Raw genomic sequence first — 22,176 nt, 5'->3', positions numbered from 1 at the left:
ATACTAACTACTAACCCCAATTTTCCCAATTCCTTTATGCAAATTTGCGACATGGAAATTTTCGATGTGCTTATTATCGGCTCAGGCCCAATTGGTATGGCTTGTGCCATCGAGGCAAAAAAGGCAAATCTAAGCTATGTCATTATAGAAAAAGGAGCGCTTGTTAACAGTCTGTATAACTATCCGGTTTTTATGACTTTCTTTTCTACCTCTCAGAAATTAGAAATAGGAGGATTGCCATTTGTAACTATAAACCCCAAGCCAAATCGAAATGAAGCCGTAGAATATTATCGCCGTGTGGTGGAAAGTTTTCAACTAGATATTCGTCTATTTGAAAGGGTAGAAGAAGTTAAGAAAATAACAGACAATAATTTTGAGGTAGCTACATCAAAACAAAACTATGGAGCAAAAAACGTTATTGTTGCCACTGGCTTTTACGATGTGCCTTTAATGATGAATGTGCCCGGCGAAGATTTGCCAAAGGTTACGCATTATTACAAGGATCCGCATTTGTATGCTTTTCAGAATGTTTTGGTGGTCGGGGCAAACAACTCTGGCGTAGATGCGGCTTTAGAAACGTATCGGAAAGGGGCAAATGTAACCATGCTTATCCGCGGAAGCGAACTTGGGCCACACGTAAAATATTGGGTTAGGCCAGATATGCAAAACAGAATTAAAGAAGGTTCCATTAAGGCGTATTTTAATTCAGAGCTCATTGGGATAAGCGAAAAAGAAGTAGAATTGAAAACACCAGAAGGAAAGGTAACGCTGCCAAATGATTTCGTGATAGCAATGACAGGCTACCAACCAGACTTTAATATGTTGCGCAAATTTGGAATAGAACTCCCAGAAAGTTCTTGCCCTGCCTATAACGAAGAGACAATGGAAACCAATATAAAGGGATTGTACCTTGCTGGTGTAGTTTGCGGTGGGATGGATACGCATAAACTATTCATCGAAAACTCTAGGGTTCATGCCAAGATGATTATAGAAAATATCATGATCAGAAAAGACATAGTTTAGTTAAACTATGTAGGTTTTGTAAAGCTTCGAGGTTTTCTTGCTAAATAAAGGTAAGTTTGCATCAAAAAATTTTTCGACTTCATGCCGGGAATAGAAGAAATAAAGAGGCCAATTGCTGCCGACATTAAAGCGTTTGAAAATACCTTTAAGGAGTCGATGCACAGCGATGCGCCGTTACTTGATAGAATTACGCATTACATTGTAAAGCAAAAAGGTAAGCAAATGCGACCTATGTTTGTTTTTTTTGCGGCCAAACTTTGCGGCGGAATTTCTGAATCTACACATCGTGGCGCTGCTTTGGTAGAATTGTTGCACACCGCTACTTTGGTGCATGATGATGTGGTTGACAATTCTTACGAACGCAGAGGATTCTTCTCTATTAATGCTTTATGGAAAAATAAAATTGCCGTTTTGGTTGGCGATTATCTGTTTTCTAAGGGATTGTTACTTTCTGTAGACAATAATGAGCATGGATTGTTAAAAATCGTTGCAGAGGCGGTGAAGCAAATGAGTGAGGGCGAACTTTTGCAAATTGAGAAGGTGCGTAAAATGGATATTTCTGAGGCACTCTATTTTGATGTCATCAGACAAAAAACAGCTTCTTTAATAGCATCTTGTTGTGCTGCGGGAGCGGCTTCTGCAGGTGCAGATGAAGAAACAATAGAGAAAATGCGCTTATTTGGAGAATATGTGGGCATCGCTTTTCAAATTAAGGATGACACATTTGATTTTGGAACAGATAAAATCGGTAAACCATTGGGTATTGATATTAAAGAAAAAAAAATAACATTACCGTTGATTTACGCATTAAGCAACACCGGAAGAACTGAGCGAAAACGAATTATTAATTTAGTTAAAAACCATCAGGGTGATCATGGGAAAATACAAGAAATAATAGATTTTGTAGTAGAAAAGGATGGGCTGGTATCTGCCAACAAGAAGATGGAAGAATACCAGCAGAAAGCATTTGAAATATTACATCAATTTACGGAGGGTGAAGCAAGAGTCGGCTTGGAACAATTGGTGCTTTATACCACAGAACGAAAGAAATAATGAGCAACGAATTACTGTTTAGCCTAGGTTTTCTTCTTTTCATTGTGTTAATTCTTGCATTAGATTTGGGTCTTTTCAGTAAAAAAGAACACATTGTAAGTTTAAAACAAGCTTCCATTATGAGCTTCATTATGGTGGCATTGGCTGTGGGCTTTTATTTTGTTCTGATAACGGAAGGGCAAGAATTGCACGGCATACATAATTTTGCGCAATTAAAGGAGATTGTGGTTAGGCATAAGCACAACATTACGCTAATACCAAATAATTTTCCCCAAAGTATTGCTCTTTACAAGCAAAATTTAGGCTTAGAGTTTTTAACCGGCTACGTTATTGAGTATGCACTATCGGTAGATAATATTTTTGTAATCGTGTTGATCTTTTCTGCCTTTGCAGTAGAAGAGAAATATTACCACCGCGTGCTGTTTTGGGGTATTTTAGGTGCAATAATTATGCGCTGTATCTTCATTTTTGTTGGTGCAGCTCTCATTACAAAGTTTGGCTGGATTTTATATGTGTTCGGAGCATTTTTGCTGTTTACCGGAGTTAAAATGTTTTTCAGTTCAGATGAAGACGATAAGATTGATACCGAGAATCATCCTGTCGTCAAATGGGCGGCCAAGATTTTCGCTATCCATCCAAAATACGAAGGGAAAAAGTTTTTTGTAAAGATTAATGCCAAAACGCTCGTTACACCTTTGTTTTTGGTGTTGCTTATTGTAGAGTTTACGGATCTTTTATTCGCCGTAGATTCCATCCCAGCAATATTTGCGGTGACCAAAGACCCCTACATTGTGTTTTTCTCAAACATTTTTGCCATTTTGGGTTTAAGATCAATGTTTTTTCTGTTGGTAAACATCATCCACAAGTTCCATTACCTAAAAACTGGTTTGGCGTTTTTGCTTACGTTTATAGGGCTTAAAATGTTGTTGCATAATTACCTCCATTTTTGGGGTTTTACTACAGAACATTCCTTAATTGTTATTCTGGGTATTTTGGTGCTCAGCGTTGTGGCCTCCATCGCATTTCCAAAGAAAGAGGCAAAAGTTTAAAACAACGGCCTCTTCTATCAAAATCCGCTCTTCGGTTTGTTCTTTTCCTCAATCCACAATGATAAGTATTTGCTGCTTTGCAAAGTATGATGTTGTAACAGTTGGCCGATAAAATTCGCTTGGCGGTGTTTGCTTAGGTTGTGCCATAAATCGTCTATATAAGAAATGAATAGCGTCTTAAACTTATCTGCACAATAACGCTCATTAATCACTTTTCTGCCTTTTTGCTGCGCGATTGTCCACTTTTCTTCATCTGTATAAAGGGCAACAGCGGCTTTCACAAATGCTTCAATATCGTTAGCAATATGGCCTGGCCATTCTAAATCTCCAACCATTCCTTCAGCGCCAATACTTGTAGTGATAGCTGGCGTACCGGTTTGCATGGCGTCTATAAATTTGCCTTTTAAACCTGCACCGAATTTGCTTGGCGACAATAAAACCCTATGCGTCGATAAAGTTTTCTTTGCATCATCGGCTCTGCCTTTAACAAAAATTCGCTCTTTTTTATTTTCTAGCTGAAATACTTTTTGCGTGGGATAAGCACCATAAATGTTTAAATGTGCACTTGGGAGCAGTTTGCTTAGCTGCGGCCAAACCTCAGTTTTTAAAGTTAGAACCGTTTTCCAATTTGGCTCGTGTAAAAAATTTCCAATAAACATAAAATCTTTTCGTTGATTGAACAAATTCCATTCTGCTACTGTTTTGTCGGTAATTTTCGACTCCAAAAAAGGAAGATAAAATAGAAGGGCAGCGTCAATTTTAAATTGTTCCAACAAAATTTTCATCTCGATTTCGGAGATAATCAAGGATAAATCGCACCGTAAAATAGCGGCAATTTCTCGTTTTGCGTCGGTGGTGTATAGTTGATCGGGAGTAAAATCTAGCTGTTTTTTGTTTGCTTCTGTTCTCGCCCTGCGCAGAAAATGTAAATCTTCGGTATCTAAAATGCGTAAAGCATTTGGGCATTCTTGCTGCACACGCCAACCATATTGCTCCTCTATCATAAATCTGTCGAACATCACTACAGTCGGGGCAAGGGCTTTTACAAATGTATTAAAGCTTTCGTCGTTTAGTTTTATGTGTTCCTCCTTTACTTTTGTAGAAAATACAAAACTGTAGTCGCTTTTCGCTGCCGCGGATGAAAAAGTGATTTGGTAACCGTCTGCCAAAAATAAATCCACCAGCTGAATCATTCTCGTTCCTGCCGCTGATGAAGTCGGTTCTGGCCAAACTAACCCGATGATTAATAATTGCTTTGCATGCATAAATATGTTTGACATCAAAAGTAAGCTGTTTTCGTTGCTTTGAGCAAAAGTTGAGGTTAAAATTTTTATTTTTGCCTAAACCCTAAACCCTAAACCCTAAACCCTAAACCCTAAACCCTAAACCCTAAACCCTAAACCCTAAACCCTAAACCCTAAATATGCTTGGATTAAAATTAGTTACCGACCCACGTTGGGCACATATTGCAGAATCTAATTTAGAAGAAATTCTATCAGATCACGCTTGGTGCGAGCAAAAAGCAGCATCTAATGCCATTACACTTATTACCCAAAATTCAGAGCATCAAGATTTGGTAGATGAACTGACTGCTATCGCGATAGAAGAAATGCAGCATTTTCAAATGGTCATCGAAATTATAAAAGAACGAGGTTATACCTTAACTCGCGAGCGTAAAGATGATTATGTGGGTAAATTGGTAAAATTTAGTAAGAAAGATGGTAGCAGAAATACCGCTTTTATAGATCGATTGTTGTTTGCTGCCATGATCGAAGCCAGAAGTTGCGAACGTTTTAGGGTCCTTTCTCTTAATATTAAGGATGAAAACCTAGCGAAATTTTACCACGATTTAATGGTTTCTGAAGCAGGCCACTATACTACTTTTTTGAACTTCGCACGTAAATATAGCGTAGATGTAGCTGTTGATAAGCGCTGGAAGGAATGGTTAGATTTTGAAGGGGAGTTGATTCAAGGTTTTGGCACTAAAGAGGCGATACATGGGTAAAGTGTTGGAAGTTACGAGTTAAAAGTTGCCAGTCAGGATGCGCCCAGTCTCGGAACACATAACTCACAACCTATAACATTTTCTAACCCAGCCCTGTAACCTTCAATCCAAACATGTAACCTTTAACTCACAACGTGTAACCCACCCTTGTGAATATTCCACAGCCAGATAACAATATCTTGGTAGCTGTCTATTCCTTTTGCTTGGTTGTTGGCTTTTAAAAACCCATCGAATGCGGCATCTAGGTAGCCAAACATGGCGCCGTTATATTTTGCCCAAAATTCTTTTTCCGTTTTAAAGTCGGCCAAAACGCCTGCAGAAAGTTTATCGTGCAGCGCATTGTAGTCTTCTGGAGATTTTAGGGCGATTTCTATCAACACATAGCGTAGCATTTCGTAATTGGCAGAGTATTTATAGCGCACATCTTTACTGTTTATGGCGGCAAGGTAGCCAAGTAAATTGGCCTCGTCCTCGTAAGCTATGCCCAATTGGTGTGCAATTTCATGACAAGAAACATAAGGCTTTACAAATTCTGGTAAATTATAATTTAGATTTGCCTCGCCGGTTAACGGCGCATAGTAGCCTTCTATTCCAGCCTTACTTACGGCCCAAGGAAACAACACTTTCTTCAAACAAGGTTGAGGATATTTGAATACCTCATTTTTTTTCGCCATAAATTGATAGGCACCGGCAGATTCTTTTTGTAAATCTTTAATAGATAATGGTGCGGTTTTTCCTAAGGAATCTACCTTTGCTTTTAATATATTGGTTTGATTAATCAAATAATTACCCAAAAGGACCAGTTCTTTAACGTTATATTTCTCATCGCCAATACCCAATGTTTTGCTTACACTAACTCGAGTGTAATTTAAACCCCAAACCAGCTTAAATGCAATGTATAGAATGAGCAAAAAGTTAAAAACTTTTAACGGAATAATAACTCTATCCGATTTTTTAAATTGTTTTCGCCTCAGCTTCTGGAAAAACCGAACAATATGATGAAGTATGAAAGCAATGAGCACGCCGTAAACCACATCGCCTATGGCAAAAGGAAATAGAGAAGAAAAAAACCTTAGCGCAACGGAAATAAAAGGGTAAATAACTGTAGAATAATAGGTTTCTACCAAATTTGGGAAGCTGCCAAAAATATAAATTAGTATAGCTAGACCAAAAAGAATCGTGAATTTAACGAATAGCTTCTTTAAAATAGTCATTATTTGTAATGACCTTTTAAAGAATAGATATGAACAATATCGTCGATAACGTCGTAGATTATTCTATGTTCCTCACTAATTCGCCTAGACCACTGTTCAGATAATTCGTGCTTCAATTGTTCAGGTTTTCCTATTCCGTTGAAAGGATCTTCGCTAATTGCAGAAATTAATTGTTGTATTTTTTTTTGAACAGCAATATTTCCAGATTTTTTCCAGAACTCGAAATCTTTTATTGCCTTTTTGTGTAATTCAACTTTCATAGCTAAGCATTTGCTACAAATTTATAGATAGGTTAATGTGGTGTCAATAAACCGTTGTTTTATTTCCACATGTTTTCGACATCGATTTTTAATCCAGGCTTGCCAGATTTACGTTCTTCTACTCCCCTCAAGATTTTAGCAACAAACTCAGGATTATAAGGGCTTTTTTCGGTTTTAAAATCTATTTTCATTGCCTTAACAAAAGCCTTTAAAGCCGTAAGCTGCTCTTTGTTTTTAGGGTGGGCGATTAAGGTTTCCATGGTGTGTCGATTTTTATAAGAACAAATATAGCAAATCTACCTTTCAAACGCTAACCGCTTGCCAATCTCATTTGTTGTAAATTGGATTTTCATAGCAATTTCAAATACATTAAATTAGTCGTAACTTTGAGTAAGCGCTTAAAACTACAATAATGGAAAAGCAATTAATCAATGTAGATAAAGACATCTTGGGTGGCACCCCTGTTTTTTATGGAACAAGAGTTCCAATAAAAAATCTTTTCGATTATTTAGAAACTGGAGATTCAATTGAAGTTTTTCTAGAAGATTTTGAAGGTGTAAGTAAAAGTCAAGTAATCAGACTTCTCGAAATGTCTCAAAAATTAATAGCAACCTCAACAAATATTCTTAATGAAAATTTTGCTTGATGAATGCGTAACGAAAAGGCTTAAAAATTATTTGGCTGATTTTGATGTTTTTACAGTTGTAGAGTTAAATTTAAGCGGAATTAAAAATGGAAAGTTAATGGTATATTGTGTCGAAAATAATTTCGATGTTCTGTTAACAATTGATAAAAATTTAATGTTCCAGCAAAATCTTGATAGGTATGCAGTAACAATAGTTGTACTGAATAGCTTTACAAGTAAAATTGAAGAACTCGAAACCTTTATCCCATCGTTTAAATCGCAAGCGGAAGGTTTTGAGAAACATAGCGCATATATCATTGATTTATAATCGTATAAAATCTACCTTTCAAACGCCAACCGTTTCCCAATCTCATTGGTCACAAATTTGCCGTTTTGATAAGCCAAATTCCCAGAAACAAAGGTATGGGTGATGCTTGCTTTAAAAGTATTTCCTTCAAAAGGGCTCCAACCACATTTATAAAAGGTGTTCAACTTGGTTGCTTTCCAAGGGTCGTTTAAATTTATCAGTACTAAATCTGCCCAATAACCTTCGCGAATGTAGCCTCGCTTTTCCACATCAAAACATTTGGCAACACTATGCGCAGTTTTCTCTACAATTTTTTCTAAGGTAATTTTTCCATCCAAATGCATTTCTAAAAGCGCTGGTAAAGCATGTTGTACCAACGGTCCGCCAGAAGGAGCATTTATATAAGGCTGGCTTTTCTCTTCAAACGTATGTGGTGCATGGTCGGTGGCAATTACGTCAATGCGATTTTCTAAAACAGCTTTTAAAATAGCCTGTTGGTCTACAGCGGTTTTTACTGCCGGATTCCATTTTATAAAGTTCCCTTTTTCGGCATAATCTGCATCATTAAACCAAAGGTGATGAATACAGGCCTCGGCAGTAATTCTTTTTTCTTCCAAAGGAATAGAGTTATCGAACAAAGCAATTTCTTTTGCGGTAGAAATATGTAAAATGTGCAACCGCGTATTGTATCGCTTGGCAAGCTCTACCGCCAAAGAAGAAGATTTATAGCAAGCTTCTGCGCTTCTAATCAGCGGGTGCATTTCTATCGTCAGATCATCACCATATTTGGCTTTAAATTCGGCCATGTTTTGTCTGATAGTTTGTTCATCTTCACAATGCGTTGCCACCAAAATGGGCGCTTTGCTAAAAATGTTCTCCAAAGTCTTTTCATTATCTACCAACATATTGCCCGTAGAGGAGCCCATAAAAACCTTCAGCCCGCATACGTTTTTTACATCCGTTTTTAATACTTCTTCTATGTTATCGTTGCTGGCGCCCATATAAAAGGAATAGTTTGCCAAAGAAGTTTGCGCGGCGATGTTATATTTATCGTTTAACAATTCTTGAGCGAGGGCATTTGGAACGGTGTTGGGCATTTCCATAAATGAGGTAATTCCGCCTGCCACAGCTGCCATACTTTCCGTAAAAATATCGGCCTTATGCGTTAATCCTGGCTCGCGGAAATGAACTTGGTCATCTATCATTCCAGGTAAGAGAAACTGTCCTTCGCCATTAATTTCTATGGCATTTTCTGCGGATAAATTTTGCCCGATTTTCTCGATAAGACCATCCTTAATCAATACGTCGGTCACTAATTTTTGTCCTTCGTTTACAACGGTAGCGGCTTTTATAAGGTAAGTGTTCATGGTGGTAAAGTTAGGAAAATAGATTTGAGATGTGAGACATGAGATTTGAGACAAACTTAACGAGAAATACTAAGCGAGTGCCGTAATTCTTAAATATTAGAACATTTAAACTTCCGACCTCTGACTTCCGTTTTCCGACCTCCATTTCCCTTTAAAAAAAACTCTATCTTTGCAGGCTATGGCTAAACCGTTTGAGGAATTTAAGTTAAACAGGCAAATTTTAAATGCCATTGCCGATGCGGGTTTTACCGAAGCAACGCCGATACAAGAAAAAGCCATTGGCCCGGTGTTATCTGGCCAAGATTTATTTGGTATCGCCGAAACCGGAACAGGAAAAACTGCAGCCTTTGTGTTGCCAATTTTGATGCAGTTGAAGTATGCCCAAGGCAATAATCCCAGGGCGCTTATTTTATCTCCAACTAGAGAATTGGCCATGCAAATTGCCGAGCAGGTAAAATTGTTCTCAACGTACACCGATTTGCGCTCTTTGGTTATTTTTGGCGGTTTGGGACCTAAAACGCAAAAAGAACAGATTTCAAAAGGGATAGATATTTTGATTGCTACGCCAGGCAGGTTTTTAGATCTTTATCTAACAGGCGATATCAACACGCAAAGTATAAAGTTTTTGGTGTTAGATGAGGCAGATAAAATGATGGACATGGGCTTCATCGGTTCCATTCATCGTGTATTGGAAATAGTGCCCAGAAAGCGCCAAAACCTTTTGTTTTCTGCAACTATGGGTGCGTTGGTTCAGAAAATTGCCGGAGATTTCTTGAAAAATCCCGTGGTAATCGAAACTTCAGAACAGGCTACCCCCGCTGCAAACGTTACACAGACGCTTTATTATGTGCCTAATTTTAAGACGAAACTTAACCTTTTACAACATCTCTTAAAAGATGATGAAGCTTTTAGCAGGCTGATTATATTTTGTAAAACAAAAAACGTTGCAGACAATATTTTTAATTTTATGCAGCGTAAATATGGTGCAAAAAATGTTCGGGTTATCCATGCAAATAAGGGTCAAAACACACGTATAAACTCTATCAACAGTTTTAAAGAAGGGAATGTGAGGGTGTTGGTTGCTACCGATGTTGCCAGTAGGGGAATAGATGTGAGCGATGTGAGCCATGTGATAAATTTTGATGTGCCGATTATAATAGAAGATTACGTGCACAGAATTGGCCGTACCGGCAGGGCATTTGCCAAAGGCGATGCCATTACTTTTGCGAATGAGGCAGAAAAATACTACATCCGCAAAATAGAAAAGCTGATCAGGCAGTTTATTCCCGTTGCAGAAATTCCGGAGGGAGTTTTTATGGAGGAAACTGCCTACGAAGAACGCCAGCAAATAGCCAAAGAGGTCGATTTGCAAAAGCGTAAAGACGACCCAGATTTTCAAGGCGCTTTCCACGAGAAGAAAAACGCCGCCACCATAGAGAAAAGAGAAAGAGAAAAGGCAAAAGCGAAGGCGGGCAAGGAGATAAGAAGTTTTAAAAAGGGAAAGCGTTTCGACAAGAAGAAATAAATGAAATTAAGGGTTACACCTCTAAACATTGTTGGTGCCATTAGCGTGGCATACGCGACATATCGCATTATAAATCCCACGCAAAACGGTGCTTTGCACTTTAACACAAACGGAATTTTAATATTGGTGCTTGGTTGCCTAGCGGTGGTTACGTTTATAACCGATCTGATTTTTAGATTTACCCTAAAAAGCTTAAAACGGGTTTGGATAGTAGAATTGATATTTATAGTGATCGCAATAGTTTTGATGCTTATTTTACAAAAAGTAGCCTAAGAAATTACCGTTTTTGAAAGCAAAATGAACATCTTTGCATCCTAAAATATTTATGAGAAATAAGAGCCTTTTTAAATTTGGTTAAATAAAATAGCCTTAGCCAACTCGGTGGGATTGGCATAGCAACTGTTTGGAGGAAAAAACGCCTAAAGCTTGCTTGCAAAGGCCTTTCGGGTTGCTTGTGCGAAGAGGATTCGCAGCAGGGCGAAGGCAAAAGCAGGGGTAAGGCCTCGAATCATCGATATTAAACAGCTTGGCGAATTTTTACCCAAAGAGGCGCCAGCCTTGATTTTTGTTTCTTTTTATCAAGAAAAAGAAAGGCTCCCGTCCGGATAGGACAGCGTTGGGTAAAGAAGAGGGCGTTTTTAACAAGGTGGAAGCCAGCAATGGAAATGAAATTTTAAACTGACGCTAAGAAATTTATCCTTTTTATAATAGTACAACGAATAGTACAACATGAAAAAAGCAGAGATTAAAATAACCGTAGAATTAGATGATACGAACATGCCAGAAAACATTGTCTGGGAAAGTACAGATGCAGAAACCACAGATAAAGTGCCGGTAAAATCTATGATCTTGGCATTATGGGACCATAATTATAAGAATTCTATGCGGATAGATTTATGGACCAAAGATATGCCTGTTGATGAGATGAAACGTTTTTTTTACGAAACGTTGCAGACCATGGGAGATAGCTTTTTAAAAGCAACCGGCGAAACTTTAATTGTAGAAGACCTTCGCGATTATTGCGCACATTTTGCAGATAAGATGCAAATTGATATGAAGAAATAGACCCAATCACACATTTACTAACCTAGTAAAAAGATGATCAATAAATTTATGGCGTGGCTTGGCATTCTGCTTTGTTTTATTGCTGGTTTTTGCCCCGTATTAAAAGTGCCGATCAAAGGGAATTGGAACCTTTACCAATCGGATAGTAGGTTGTTTTTTATTACCTATTTTTTGCTTGCCATTACTGCTTTTTTTCTTTTTTTGAACAAACGAGGGGCTTTCAGGTTTTTGGGTATTGCATTATTAGTGTGGTACATATTGAGCTTGTTTGCCGTTTGGTTTACGGCAGGCAATTATACTTCGCACAAATTTGTAGACAGACTGCTATTTAAAACAATTCATTTTCAATGGGGTTGGATTGTGGTTTTGGTTGGAGTTGCGTTAATTATTTTTAGTGTTGGGAAAAGGAAAACTAAAGAAACCGTGGCAGATACGAATGGAGATTTATCAGAACCAATAGAATAGAAATTTTGGGCTACTAGAACATCATTTCTGTAGTTACAATGCGTAGTTTTTCTTAAAATTCCAATTCAGATTGCCCCAGCTGTGCAATTTTTCTTTCGTGCAGTAGCAGCCATTGTTTGCGCCATAAGCCACCTGCATAACCTACCAATTTGCCGTTGCTACCAATTACCCTATGGCAGGGAACCACAATGGCTACGTTGTTTTTTCCGTTAGCTGCGGCAATTGCCCTAATGGCCAAAGGCTTGTGGCTAGAGAATTTTGCGTAACTGGTGGTTTGGCCAAAAGGTATCTCCAATAGTTTTTGCCAAACTTCCTGCTGAAAATCGGTGCCTCGCTGTCTTATTGGAAAAGTGAACTGACTACGGATTCCAGCAAAATATTCTTGCAGTTGCGCTGCAGCAATAGCCGTTAATTTATTTGGATGTTGCACCTCGCTTTCGAGATTTTTTAGTCCTTTTTTAGCGTCGTTTTTCAAGCGCTCATCAAACGAAACTTCAGAAACAAAGTCATCATCGGCCAAAATGGTTACTTTACCTATGGGCGTTTCTATAAAAGATGTAAATGTATGCTGCATTTAAAAACAAAATTACAACAATCCAACAATTACAACAATCAAAATTTCTCAATAAAAGTATCTTTGTAGCATGCAACTGGTCCAGGAGGTTAAATATCTCATCCAAAAAGATTTGCTATTAGAGTGGCGCTCAAAATATACCATTAATGGTGTGTTGTTATATGTTGTTTCTACTATTTTTACTTGCTACTTATCTTTTGTAAGCCTCGGCGATAAGCTTGCCTGGAATGCATTGTTTTGGGTAATTATACTATTTGCATCTATTAACGGCGTATCAAAAAGTTTTTTGCAAGAAACGAAGGGGCAACAACTTTACAACTACGTTCTGGCATGTCCGGCAGCAATTTTAATTTCAAAAACAATTTATAATATTTTATTGATGGTTGCTTTAACTACCATCGCTTTGGGTTTTTATAGTCTGGTTTTTGACGGTTTTACGCCGCCAGATTTGTTATTATATTACATGGCGGTTGTATTTGGAAGCTTAAGTTTTTCCACGGTTTTTACCATGGTTTCTGCCATTGCCAGTAAAGCTGGAAATGGCGGTATGTTAATGGCAATTTTGAGTTTTCCGATTATTATTCCAGTACTTATTTTGCTTATAAGGCTTGCTAAGAATGCGGTAGACGGTTTGCCTTGGGAAAACAGTTATGACGAAATGGGAATGTTGGTCATAGTAAATGTGTTAACGGTGGCAACCTCGTTGTTGTTATTTCCATACCTTTGGCGAGATTGATAGATTTTGAATGAATAAGCAGTTTTTACATGCGTAAACATAGTATTTTATAAATTGATATGTATAAAAAATGGTGGAAAATTTTAGCGGCAGTCTTAGTGTTTTATTCCACAATTGCTGGTTTTTTAATGCCAGTGCCCCGCTTGGCAATTCTTAATGAAACCATAAGAAACCTGTATTTTCATGTGCCGATGTGGTTTTCGATGGTCGTTTTATTTTCTATTTCTGTGTACTACAGCATTAAAAGTTTAAGTACTCAGCAAGAGGAATATGACTTGAAAGCCGTTGAGAGTGTAAATGCAGCGATTATTTTTGGTATACTTGGTTTGATTACCGGTTCTGTTTGGGCAAAATTTACATGGGGGCAATTTTGGAGTTTCGATCCTAAGCAAAATTTCGCAGCCATTTCTTTATTGCTGTATTTTGCCTATCTAATTTTGCGTAGTGCTATAGATGAGGAGCAAAAGCGCGCCAAAATATCTGCCATTTATAATATTTTTGCTTTCCCAATGATGATTGTATTGCTTTTCGTTTTGCCGAGACTACAAGATTCCCTTCATCCCGGAAACGGTGGAAATCCAGGATTTAACAGTTACGATTTAGACAGTAGAATGCGCATGGTTTTTTATCCTGCTTGTGCGGGGTGGATTTTGATAGGTTTTTGGATTTACACCATCCGTTATAGATTACGTTCTATCGAACACAAATTACAGAACAACTAATATGAAAAAGGTTTTATTTTCTCTGATTTTGATGCTTGCGTCGGTACAGTTATTTGCTCAAGACAACAGCATAGAAATGGCGGATAGGCTTCGCGAGAATGGCAAAATTTACGTAGTGGTCATTTGTGTAACCATCATTTTGATTGGTCTGCTGCTTTATCTTTTTTCTTTAGATAGAAGATTAAAAAAAATAGAAAAAGAAAAATCTATTTAAAACTAGCTTTAGTTCGTTTAAACCTGTTTTTGAGGTGAAAATGCTGTAGTGTTATCTGTACACTAAGTGGTTCGGCAATTGGTTATATTGCATTTTTTTAGCCAATTTTGTTTTTAGACTTATCATTCAGAAAAAAAACAGCCATGGCCATTACCCCTAACGAGAACAATTTTTTCGCCGATGTTTGCAAAAATTTTGACGAAGCGGCGCGTTTTACAAGCCACCCAGAAGGTTTACTAAATCAAATTAAAGCCTGCAATAGTGTCTATAGATTTCAATTTCCTGTTCGCCGCGGAAACGGTTTAGAGGTTGTAGATGCTTGGCGGGTAGAACACTCTCACCACATGAGCCCAACCAAGGGCGGTATTCGTTACAGCGAAATGGTAAACGAAGATGAGGTAATGGCACTTGCTGCCTTGATGACTTACAAATGCGCTATTGTAAATGTTCCATTTGGAGGCGCAAAGGGCGGTGTTAAAATCAACACTAAGCAATACAGCGTGGCAGAACTAGAAACCATTACCCGCCGCTATACCGTAGAATTAATTAAGAAAAACTTTATTGGTCCGGGAATAGATGTACCTGCCCCAGATTACGGATCTGGCGAACGAGAAATGAGCTGGATAGCCGATACTTATATGACCATGAACCCAGGCCAATTAGATGCTTTGGGTTGCGTTACCGGAAAGCCAATTGCGTTGCACGGTATAAGAGGTAGAAAAGAAGCAACTGGTAGGGGAGTTGCCTACGCCGTAAGAGAATGCATGGGCGTTGGCGAAGATATGAAAAGAATTGGTCTTACGCCTGGTTTAGATGGTAAGCGTGTAATTGTGCAAGGTTTGGGTAATGTGGGCTATCACTCTGCAAAATTCTTGACCGAGTTTGGTGCTACCCTAGTTGGTATTTGCGAATTTGAAGGCGCTATTTACGATGCCAATGGCTTAAATGTTGACGAAGTTTTCGCTCATCGGAAAAATACAGGCTCTATCGCTGACTTTCCTGGAGCCAAAACATTTAAAAATTCAATGGAAGGTTTGGAACAAGATTGCGATATTTTGGTCCCAGCTGCGTTAGAAAATCAGATTACGGTACATAATGTGCAAAACATTAAGGCTAAGGTAATTGCAGAGGGTGCAAATGGACCTACTTCGCCAGAGGCCGGAGCTATTTTTACCGAGCGGGGTGGTATGATTATTCCAGATATGTATTGCAACGCGGGCGGTGTAACAGTATCTTATTTCGAGTGGCTTAAAAACTTATCGCATGTGGCTTTTGGAAGGATGGAAAATCGCTATGCGGCAAACTCTAATGCTAATTTGATAAACACTTTAGAGAATTTAACTGGTAAGACTATTTTGCCAGAACATAGAATGATGATTGTTAAAGGTGCGTCTGAATTGGAACTTGTAAACTCCGGCTTGGAAGATACGATGATCCATTCTTATCACGAAATTCGAGAAACTATGGTGCATACTCCTGAAATAAAAACACTTAGAACAGCAGCTTTTGTGAACTCTATTGATAAAATAGCCGTTTCTTATATGACTTTGGGCGTTTGGCCTTAGGTACAGGTCTTTAAATTATAAAATTGATAATATAGAAAAAGTATAATCTATGAGCGAACTAGCCCAAAAAGAACTAGATGTTTTCACATCAAAAGCAAGAGCTGATAAAGCTATCCACTCTCTAAAGGGAATATTGCTTGGAATAAATTTAGATAAGGAGGTAAATGATAGAGAAATCACCGAACTTAAAAATTGGTCGGAGAACCATAGGAGTTTAATAAATCGAAATCCTTTCAAAGAATTTATGACAATCATCAGCGAAACAGTTTCAGAAAATTTTCCTGCAACAGAAATTATTGAGGATTTGTTCTGGTTGTGTCAGAAATACGAGAGTGACAATTACTATTACAATCCGATAACTACCGATTTACAAATCCTCCAAGGAATTTGTCATGGGATTTTAGCAGACGGGGTTATAAAAGAAACCGAAATCCGTGACCTTGAAGAGTGGTTAGAACAAAATACACATTTAAGTACATATTATCCTTATGACGAAATTAGGAGTTTAATTTTATCAATTGTGTCGGACGGGATAATTGAAGCTGAAGAAATTTTAATTTTGAAAGCATACTTAAATCAATTTGTTCAGCTTGAAAACGAAGAGGTTGCAAATGAAATTGAGAAAGAAACTATTGGGATAAATATTTCAGGACACTGCACGAGCGACCCAAAGATAGAAATTGACGGTAAAACCTTTTGTGTAACAGGGGTTTTAAAAAGTGGCAGTCGCAGTGAACTAGAAAAGTTAATTGCCGATTTTGGCGGCATCCCTACAAAGTCGCTTACTAAAAAAACAGATTATTTAATCGTTGCCGATAATGGAAATCCTGCTTGGGCTTTCGCTTGTTACGGGCGAAAAGTTGAAAGAGCTTTGGAAATGAGAAAAATAGGAAATAAAATTTCTCTGATACACGAATTTGATTTTATGGATGCGATAGAAGATTTAAAATAACTCTATTGATAAAATAGCCGTTTCTTATATGACTTTGGGCGTTTGGCCTTAAAGCTTGCGTTAAGCAAGCTGAGAAATAAGAGCTCTGTAGGAGCGACCGATTTCATTGCGGCGGGTTTCAACCCGCCGCATAATTAGAACAGAGTGAGGTTAGGGCGATAAAAAAAGCGCTAACGATTGGAACGGCATCTTTTTGGGCTTTTTCTGCCCAAAAAATATCCCGCACGTGCGGGATTAAAGCGCCCAAATTGTTGTTTTAATTGCGTGCGCTAAAATTAGTAATGAAATTTTAATTGGGCGATTATTAGTTTATCCTTTTCTATTTTGTAAATCAATGGATGTTCGCCAGTTATTCGCCTAGACCAATAACCCGCCCAATTGTGTTTCAATGCCTCGGGTTTCCCAACTCCAGAAAAAGGGGTTTCTAGAATTGATTCGATGAGCTGATTAATTTTTTTCTGAACCTGCTTATTGCCTGATTTTCTCCACTCTAAAAGTTGTTCTTGCGCTTCAAAAGAAAATTCTATTTCCATAAATCTTCAAGAGCAATTTTTATAGTCTGTCCGTTTTCTATTTGCTTGATACTTTCATCTAAAGCTCTTGTGTTTGCTGCCGTAATACTCAAGTATGCCGTCTTGTCCATCGCTTCCGATTTGAATGGAACTTTAAAGGCTTTCGCAAATGCTTTTAAAGCTACCAACTGCTCTTCGTTTTTTGGTAGAAATGTTAATGCTCCCATCGTAAAAATATACCATGCTTTTTATGTTTATCTAAATAATGGCAACAGAAGAGACAAGATGGAAGTTGAACGTTTATTGTAGCTAACTATCTCTTAAATTTATAAATATGAGCTGTCTTTAAATCAATAAAATAGTAGAGGCCGAGTGAAGGAACACTAAAATACTGCGAAGATTACAGTCCAAAAACCAAAAATGCCGGGGGGTGATTCAAGCAAATCAAACAATTGTCAATTAAAAGACAAGAATGTATTAAATAGGACGATGCGTTGGCTTATTTCCTATCTTTGTAACCAGCTTTAAAATAATAAGGTTATGAAAAAAAGTGCCATTGTTGGGTTATTAACTATTGCAATATCTATTTGCATTTTGTTTAGTCTAAACGCCAATACCGATTCTTATTCTAATTTTTCTCAAGCCAGTTTGTCTAACAAAGAGGAACATGTAATGGGCTATTGGGATAAATCTAAGCCCACAGAATATGATGCTGCAAAAGACGCCAATCGTTTCGCTTTTCACATGAGAGACGACAAAGGCTTGGTAAGAGAAGTGGTATACAATGGTACAAAGCCACAAGATTTTGAGAAATCTGAAAAATTAGTGCTGATAGGGAAAATGGATAAAAATACTTTCTACGCTTCTAAAATCTTGATGAAGTGCCCTTCTAAATATAACGATAACCTTGTTGAAGTAAATAGCCAAGGCAAAGTAGAAAAATACAATTAATTTTAATGAACAATCAATTTATAGGCGAGAACCTGTTGCCGGGTCAAATCGGGCAGTTTTTCATTGTGTTGGCGTTTTGTGCTTCTTTATTATCAACCATTTCTTACTTTTTTTCTTGCAGGGCTCAAAATCTCGAAGATAAATCTTGGCGAAACTTAGGGCGTATAGGTTTTCTGGTTAACTGGATGAGCGTCATTTCTATTGGGATAATTTTGTTTTATCTCATTTTAAACCACTACTACGAGTATTATTACGTTTACAATCATTCTTCTAAAGAGCTTCCTGTTTATTACATTGTTTCTGCTTTTTGGGAGGGACAAGAGGGAAGTTTTTGGCTTTGGGCCTTTTGGCAATCACTTTTGGGCGCAATATTAATTTGGAAAGCCAAAACCTGGGAACGGCCAGTAATGACCGTTGTTGCTTTTTCTCAGGTATTTTTAACCTCCATGCTGTTGGGTGTACAGATTTTTGGTGAAAGAATTGGTAGTTCTCCCTTTATCTTAATGAGAGATGCGGTTGACTTAAAATCTTTTGCGCCTGTTGTGTTTGCCAATCCAGAGAATTTTAAGAATTATTTAAAGTTTATTGTAGATGGCAAAGGATTAAATCCATTGTTGCAAAACTATTGGATGGTTATTCACCCGCCAACATTGTTTTTGGGTTTTGCCAGTATGGTCGTTCCATTTGCTTACGGTATTGCCGCTTTATGGCAAAAGAGATATAAAGAGTGGATTAAACCTGCGCTGCCATGGACATTGTTTGCCTTGATGGTACTTGGTACTGGAATTATAATGGGCTCTTTTTGGGCTTATGAAGCGCTGAACTTTGGTGGGTTTTGGGCTTGGGATCCGGTAGAAAATGCCTCGTTGATTCCTTGGCTAACTTTGGTTGCTGCACTACATGTAATGATTGCCTATAAAAATACTGGTCACTCTTATTTTACGGCAATCGCTTTGGTTTTCTTAAGTTTCTTGTTGGTGTTATATGCATCGTTCTTAACCAGAAGCGGCATACTTGGCGACACCTCGGTGCATGCTTTTACGGATATGGGCATGTTTGGCCACCTCATTTTATACAACGTAGTCTTTGCTGTTTTGGCTGTTGGGCTGCTTATAGTGCGGTGGAAAGAATTGCCCATTACCTCTAAAGATGAAGAAACATATTCTAGGGAATTTTGGATGTTTATTGGCGCATTGGTGGTAACGATTGCCTGTATTCAAGTCATATTTTCTACTTCGGTGCCGGTATTTAACAAAGCGTTCGGCACTAATTTTTCTCCACCTGTAGATGCCGTTAAATATTACAACCAGTGGCAAGCTCCATTTGTGGTGTTAATTACGTTAATCTCTGGGTTTGCTCAATATTTAAAATATAAGCGCACAAATCCGCGGAGGTTTTACAGTAGTATTGTTTCGTCTATTGTTATCGCCATGGTATTAACGGCAGGTTTGACTTATGTGGCAAACATCTACACCAATACCATGTTTATCCTCATTACCTTTAGTTGTTTGTTTGCGGTGCTTTCTAACACCACTATCCTATATCAGGCGTTTGGAGGGAAGGTTAAGTTGGCAGGTTCTGCGGTAGCGCACATTGGCTTTGCATTTTTGGTGTTGGGTGCTGTAATTTCTGCTGCAACGAATAAACCAATTTCCATCAACGCAAATAATTTTATCCCGGTTAAGGATTTTGAGAAAGCAGAGAAACCTGGAGAGAACATTATGCTGTACAAAAACGAGCCTAAGAAAATGGGCAAGTACACCGTAACTTATGTAACCGACACAACCATTTTGCCTAATACCATTTACACGCTAAACTTTAAAACTACCGATCCAAAAACAGGTAAAGTAAAAGAAGATTTTGATCTGCATCCCCATACACAAGATAATCCGAAAATGGGCCTAATTGCTTCGCCTGATACAAAGCATTATTTAACGTACGATGTGTACACGCATATAACTAGCGCAGCCATCAGAGAAAATAGCCATGCAGAGCACGAAGGCCACTCTGATGACGAAAATTATAAAGCACCAAGAATTGTTAAGGTTGCGCCTGGCGATACCATCCATACGTCTAGTGGTATAGTAACCGTGCAACAGTTTAACAAAAAGCCAACGGCTAAAGATTTGGTGTTGAGCAAAGGCGATTTTGCCATCGGCTTGCCTTTAGAGATTCAATCGGGCGGAAAAACCTTCCATACTGAGCCTATTTTTATGATAAAGGGCAACAATACTTTCGATTTTGCGAGAAAAGTAGATGCGCTGGATCTGAAATTCCGTTTCAGCAACGTGCTGCCTAGCGAGAAAAAAGTAGAACTCCAAATTTTCGAAAAACCACAACAAGCAAAAGATTGGATTGTGTTTAAAGCCATAGAGTTTCCATTTATCAACATGTACTGGGCGGGCACCATTATTATGGTTTTAGGTTTTCTAATGTCTATTCTTAGGCGTAGAAAAGAAGTGCTGATTAAGTAGCGCTAGCTAACCGCCTTTTTGAGAAAGTAGATCAACTATGAAAATTGTTATTCTCGGTTCTGGAAACGTGGCCACTCAGCTTGCTTTATCACTGAACGGGGCTGGGGAAAACATCATTCAGATATACAGTCGGCAATTAGACCGTGCAGAAAAGCTTGCCTCCAAAATTAATGCCCAAGCGGTAGCACGTTTAGATCAGGTTAGCGCTTTCGCGGATGTCTACCTAGTTGCAGTTAAGGACGATGCCATTTTGGGTGTTTTGAATTCTTTGAAAGGAATTGAGGGAGTAGTTGCACATACTTCTGGCGCGACAGCTATCGATATTTTTCCCATTGAGATAGAGAATTCCGGTGTTTTTTATCCACTCCAAACGTTTTCTAAAGATAGAAATATCGATTTTGCAGAAATACCCATCTGCATAGAAGCCAATAATAAATTCAGCTTGCAGCTACTAGAAAGCTTAGCATCTAAAATTAGCGGTAAAGTTCGCCAAAGCAATAGCAAAGAGCGTAAAGCCTTGCACATTGCAGCAGTTTTTGCGTGTAATTTTAGCAATCATTTGTACGCCCTAGCGGCAGATATTTTGGAAGAAAAAGGTTTAGCATTCGATTTAATTAAACCGCTAATTGCTGAAACAGCAGCAAAAGTAATGGAGAATACACCTTTCGCTGTACAGACCGGGCCAGCTGTTCGGCACGATGAAGCAACCTTAGCAAGCCATTTGGCCTGGCTTGCCGACTCGCCTAACCTTCGGAAAGTTTATGAATCAATGAGTGATAGTATAAAAGTAAAGTATAAATAAAATTAATCACCTTTTGCTTTGTATTTTTGCCGCACAATATGAGTATTTTTAAGATAAGAGTAAATTTCGAAGAAGCTGGACACGAAACTGTAGAGCTACCCATTGCAGCAGGCGAATCTGTGTTAGACGTATGTTTGGATAACGGTATAGAGTTGCAGCACAATTGTGGCGGCGTTTGCGGTTGCAGTACGTGCCACGTATATTTAACTAAAGGCATGGATAATGTAGAAGAGATTTTTGATAAGGAAGAAGATTTTATAGACCGCGCCGTGAGGCCAAAAATTAGTTCTCGTTTGGGTTGCCAAGCAATAGCGATCAATGGTGATATAGAAGTAACCATCCCCGATCAGTCTGATTTTATGGGGCACTAGCTAGGTCAATTTTTAGTTAAACTTTCAACAATTTTAAAAATTAACGCAAACGCGAAAACTTTCTCACGCTCTCACTCAAACAGAAATACAGATGAATAACGACAAATTTGCTTTACCCATTTATTGGAACGATTACGAAGACATTGCCCTTTCGTTGTACGAGAAATTTGGCGACGATTTTACCGAAGCAAAAATTTATAGAATCAGGTTTACCGAATTGTTAAATTGGGTATTGGAGCTTCCTAACTTTAAAGGCACCCGAGAGGAAAGCAACGAAGGACATTTAGAACAGATCCAGTCTGCTTGGTGTTATGAGTGGAGAGACAGCCAATAAATTACGCCCAA

28 protein-coding genes are annotated in these 22,176 nt (G+C 38.2%); 20 read left to right on the top strand and 8 right to left on the bottom strand.

The features are described 5' to 3' along the window. The first annotated feature begins 36 nt into the window (after positions 1-36). From ABIB40_RS08035 to ABIB40_RS08025, 3 genes are all read left to right on the top strand, one after another. A complete protein-coding gene (locus ABIB40_RS08035) occupies positions 37-1,023 on the top strand; it encodes a YpdA family putative bacillithiol disulfide reductase (protein ID WP_354357807.1) in 987 nt (328 codons plus the stop codon). Between the two features lie 81 nt (positions 1,024-1,104). Beyond that, complete coding sequence (locus ABIB40_RS08030; protein WP_354357804.1) at positions 1,105-2,076, top strand: polyprenyl synthetase family protein; 972 nt, start codon at positions 1,105-1,107, stop codon at positions 2,074-2,076. Beyond that, a complete protein-coding gene (locus tag ABIB40_RS08025) occupies positions 2,076-3,125 on the top strand; it encodes a TerC family protein (protein WP_354357802.1) in 1,050 nt (349 codons plus the stop codon). Before ABIB40_RS08030 ends, ABIB40_RS08025 begins: the two co-directional genes overlap by 1 nt. Positions 3,126-3,142: 17 nt before the next feature. Here the strand turns inward: ABIB40_RS08025 and ABIB40_RS08020 are convergent, their stop codons facing one another. Beyond that, the gene (locus tag ABIB40_RS08020; RefSeq protein ID WP_354357800.1) at positions 3,143-4,405 is read right to left on the bottom strand and encodes a glycosyltransferase; all 1,263 of its coding nucleotides are present in this window, start codon (positions 4,403-4,405) and stop codon (positions 3,143-3,145) included. 143 nt (positions 4,406-4,548) lie between these two features. On the opposite strand from ABIB40_RS08020, the gene ABIB40_RS08015 reads away from it, so the two are divergent. Continuing rightward, on the top strand, positions 4,549-5,130 hold the full coding sequence (locus ABIB40_RS08015; protein ID WP_354357798.1) for a MiaE family protein: 582 nt from the start codon (positions 4,549-4,551) through the stop codon (positions 5,128-5,130). 122 nt (positions 5,131-5,252) lie between these two features. On the opposite strand, the gene ABIB40_RS08010 is transcribed toward ABIB40_RS08015, so the two are convergent. Genes ABIB40_RS08010 through ABIB40_RS08000 form a run of 3 tightly spaced genes read right to left on the bottom strand, consistent with a single transcriptional unit; the run spans position 5,253 to position 6,864 of the window. After that, positions 5,253-6,344 (bottom strand): DUF3810 domain-containing protein, encoded by a 1,092-nt coding sequence (locus ABIB40_RS08010; RefSeq protein ID WP_354357796.1) that lies wholly within the window; start codon positions 6,342-6,344, stop codon positions 5,253-5,255. Next, complete coding sequence (locus ABIB40_RS08005) at positions 6,344-6,604, bottom strand: Txe/YoeB family addiction module toxin (RefSeq protein ID WP_354357794.1); 261 nt, start codon at positions 6,602-6,604, stop codon at positions 6,344-6,346. The genes ABIB40_RS08010 and ABIB40_RS08005 overlap by 1 nt, the downstream gene beginning before the upstream one ends. Positions 6,605-6,663: 59 nt before the next feature. After that, positions 6,664-6,864 carry a DUF2683 family protein gene (locus tag ABIB40_RS08000; protein ID WP_354357792.1) on the bottom strand — a complete coding sequence of 67 codons (201 nt, stop codon included), beginning with the start codon at positions 6,862-6,864 and terminating at the stop codon, positions 6,664-6,666. A 152-nt stretch (positions 6,865-7,016) separates the two neighbouring features. Between ABIB40_RS08000 and ABIB40_RS07995 the strand changes: the two genes are divergently transcribed. Both ABIB40_RS07995 and ABIB40_RS07990 read left to right on the top strand, forming a co-directional pair. Further along, on the top strand, positions 7,017-7,250 hold the full coding sequence (locus ABIB40_RS07995; RefSeq protein ID WP_354357790.1) for a DUF433 domain-containing protein: 234 nt from the start codon (positions 7,017-7,019) through the stop codon (positions 7,248-7,250). After that, a complete protein-coding gene (locus tag ABIB40_RS07990; RefSeq protein WP_354357788.1) occupies positions 7,234-7,557 on the top strand; it encodes a DUF5615 family PIN-like protein in 324 nt (107 codons plus the stop codon). Before ABIB40_RS07995 ends, ABIB40_RS07990 begins: the two co-directional genes overlap by 17 nt. Before the next feature lie 11 nt (positions 7,558-7,568). Here ABIB40_RS07990 and ABIB40_RS07985 read toward each other — a convergent pair whose 3' ends face one another. Next, positions 7,569-8,903 carry a dihydroorotase gene (locus ABIB40_RS07985; protein ID WP_354357786.1) on the bottom strand — a complete coding sequence of 445 codons (1,335 nt, stop codon included), beginning with the start codon at positions 8,901-8,903 and terminating at the stop codon, positions 7,569-7,571. Between the two features lie 178 nt (positions 8,904-9,081). Here ABIB40_RS07985 and ABIB40_RS07980 point away from each other — a divergent pair, with 178 nt between their 5' ends. From ABIB40_RS07980 to ABIB40_RS07965, 4 genes are all read left to right on the top strand, one after another. Continuing rightward, positions 9,082-10,428, top strand: coding sequence for a DEAD/DEAH box helicase (locus ABIB40_RS07980; RefSeq protein ID WP_354357784.1), 1,347 nt, complete (start codon positions 9,082-9,084; stop codon positions 10,426-10,428). Next, positions 10,429-10,701 (top strand): hypothetical protein, encoded by a 273-nt coding sequence (locus ABIB40_RS07975; protein WP_354357782.1) that lies wholly within the window; start codon positions 10,429-10,431, stop codon positions 10,699-10,701. Between the two features lie 456 nt (positions 10,702-11,157). Next, positions 11,158-11,493, top strand: coding sequence for a gliding motility protein GldC (gene gldC / locus ABIB40_RS07970; protein ID WP_354357780.1), 336 nt, complete (start codon positions 11,158-11,160; stop codon positions 11,491-11,493). Positions 11,494-11,526: 33 nt separating this feature from the next. Continuing rightward, positions 11,527-11,958: a hypothetical protein gene (locus ABIB40_RS07965; RefSeq protein WP_354357778.1), complete on the top strand. Its 432-nt coding sequence runs from the start codon at positions 11,527-11,529 to the stop codon at positions 11,956-11,958. Between the two features lie 52 nt (positions 11,959-12,010). Here ABIB40_RS07965 and ABIB40_RS07960 read toward each other — a convergent pair whose 3' ends face one another. Next, positions 12,011-12,532, bottom strand: a complete 522-nt coding sequence (locus tag ABIB40_RS07960) for a methylated-DNA--[protein]-cysteine S-methyltransferase (protein ID WP_354357776.1) — start codon at positions 12,530-12,532, stop codon at positions 12,011-12,013. A 70-nt stretch (positions 12,533-12,602) separates the two neighbouring features. On the opposite strand from ABIB40_RS07960, the gene ABIB40_RS07955 reads away from it, so the two are divergent. The 5 genes from ABIB40_RS07955 (at position 12,603) to ABIB40_RS07935 (ending at position 16,721) form a co-directional block, all read left to right on the top strand. Then, positions 12,603-13,268: a heme exporter protein CcmB gene (locus tag ABIB40_RS07955; RefSeq protein WP_354357774.1), complete on the top strand. Its 666-nt coding sequence runs from the start codon at positions 12,603-12,605 to the stop codon at positions 13,266-13,268. 59 nt (positions 13,269-13,327) lie between these two features. Beyond that, complete coding sequence (ccsA, locus tag ABIB40_RS07950; RefSeq protein ID WP_354357772.1) at positions 13,328-13,990, top strand: cytochrome c biogenesis protein CcsA; 663 nt, start codon at positions 13,328-13,330, stop codon at positions 13,988-13,990. A gap of 1 nt (position 13,991) precedes the next feature. Continuing rightward, positions 13,992-14,204, top strand: coding sequence for a CcmD family protein (locus ABIB40_RS07945; protein ID WP_354357770.1), 213 nt, complete (start codon positions 13,992-13,994; stop codon positions 14,202-14,204). Positions 14,205-14,347: 143 nt separating this feature from the next. Next, the gene (locus ABIB40_RS07940) at positions 14,348-15,769 is read left to right on the top strand and encodes a Glu/Leu/Phe/Val family dehydrogenase (protein WP_354357768.1); all 1,422 of its coding nucleotides are present in this window, start codon (positions 14,348-14,350) and stop codon (positions 15,767-15,769) included. A 49-nt stretch (positions 15,770-15,818) separates the two neighbouring features. Further along, positions 15,819-16,721: a BRCT domain-containing protein gene (locus ABIB40_RS07935; RefSeq protein WP_354357766.1), complete on the top strand. Its 903-nt coding sequence runs from the start codon at positions 15,819-15,821 to the stop codon at positions 16,719-16,721. Positions 16,722-16,996: 275 nt separating this feature from the next. Here the strand turns inward: ABIB40_RS07935 and ABIB40_RS07930 are convergent, their stop codons facing one another. Beyond that, positions 16,997-17,254, bottom strand: a complete 258-nt coding sequence (locus ABIB40_RS07930) for a Txe/YoeB family addiction module toxin (protein ID WP_354357764.1) — start codon at positions 17,252-17,254, stop codon at positions 16,997-16,999. Continuing rightward, positions 17,245-17,460, bottom strand: a complete 216-nt coding sequence (locus tag ABIB40_RS07925; protein WP_354357762.1) for a DUF2683 family protein — start codon at positions 17,458-17,460, stop codon at positions 17,245-17,247. Before ABIB40_RS07925 ends, ABIB40_RS07930 begins: the two co-directional genes overlap by 10 nt. A gap of 313 nt (positions 17,461-17,773) precedes the next feature. On the opposite strand from ABIB40_RS07925, the gene ABIB40_RS07920 reads away from it, so the two are divergent. The 5 genes from ABIB40_RS07920 (at position 17,774) to iscX (ending at position 22,165) form a co-directional block, all read left to right on the top strand. Next, on the top strand, positions 17,774-18,184 hold the full coding sequence (locus tag ABIB40_RS07920) for a cytochrome c maturation protein CcmE domain-containing protein (RefSeq protein ID WP_354357760.1): 411 nt from the start codon (positions 17,774-17,776) through the stop codon (positions 18,182-18,184). 5 nt (positions 18,185-18,189) lie between these two features. Beyond that, the gene (gene ccsA, locus ABIB40_RS07915; RefSeq protein ID WP_354357758.1) at positions 18,190-20,658 is read left to right on the top strand and encodes a cytochrome c biogenesis protein CcsA; all 2,469 of its coding nucleotides are present in this window, start codon (positions 18,190-18,192) and stop codon (positions 20,656-20,658) included. 37 nt (positions 20,659-20,695) lie between these two features. Continuing rightward, positions 20,696-21,460, top strand: a complete 765-nt coding sequence (locus ABIB40_RS07910) for a Rossmann-like and DUF2520 domain-containing protein (protein ID WP_354357756.1) — start codon at positions 20,696-20,698, stop codon at positions 21,458-21,460. A gap of 38 nt (positions 21,461-21,498) precedes the next feature. Continuing rightward, positions 21,499-21,831, top strand: a complete 333-nt coding sequence (locus ABIB40_RS07905; protein WP_354357754.1) for a 2Fe-2S iron-sulfur cluster-binding protein — start codon at positions 21,499-21,501, stop codon at positions 21,829-21,831. Positions 21,832-21,922: 91 nt separating this feature from the next. After that, positions 21,923-22,165, top strand: a complete 243-nt coding sequence (gene iscX / locus ABIB40_RS07900) for a Fe-S cluster assembly protein IscX (RefSeq protein ID WP_354357752.1) — start codon at positions 21,923-21,925, stop codon at positions 22,163-22,165. Positions 22,166-22,176: the final 11 nt, after the last annotated feature.

Source organism: Pedobacter sp. UYP30 (assembly GCF_040547165.1).
Taxonomy (GTDB): domain Bacteria; phylum Bacteroidota; class Bacteroidia; order Sphingobacteriales; family Sphingobacteriaceae; genus Pedobacter.
This window is presented reverse-complemented; position numbering and strand designations above follow the sequence as displayed.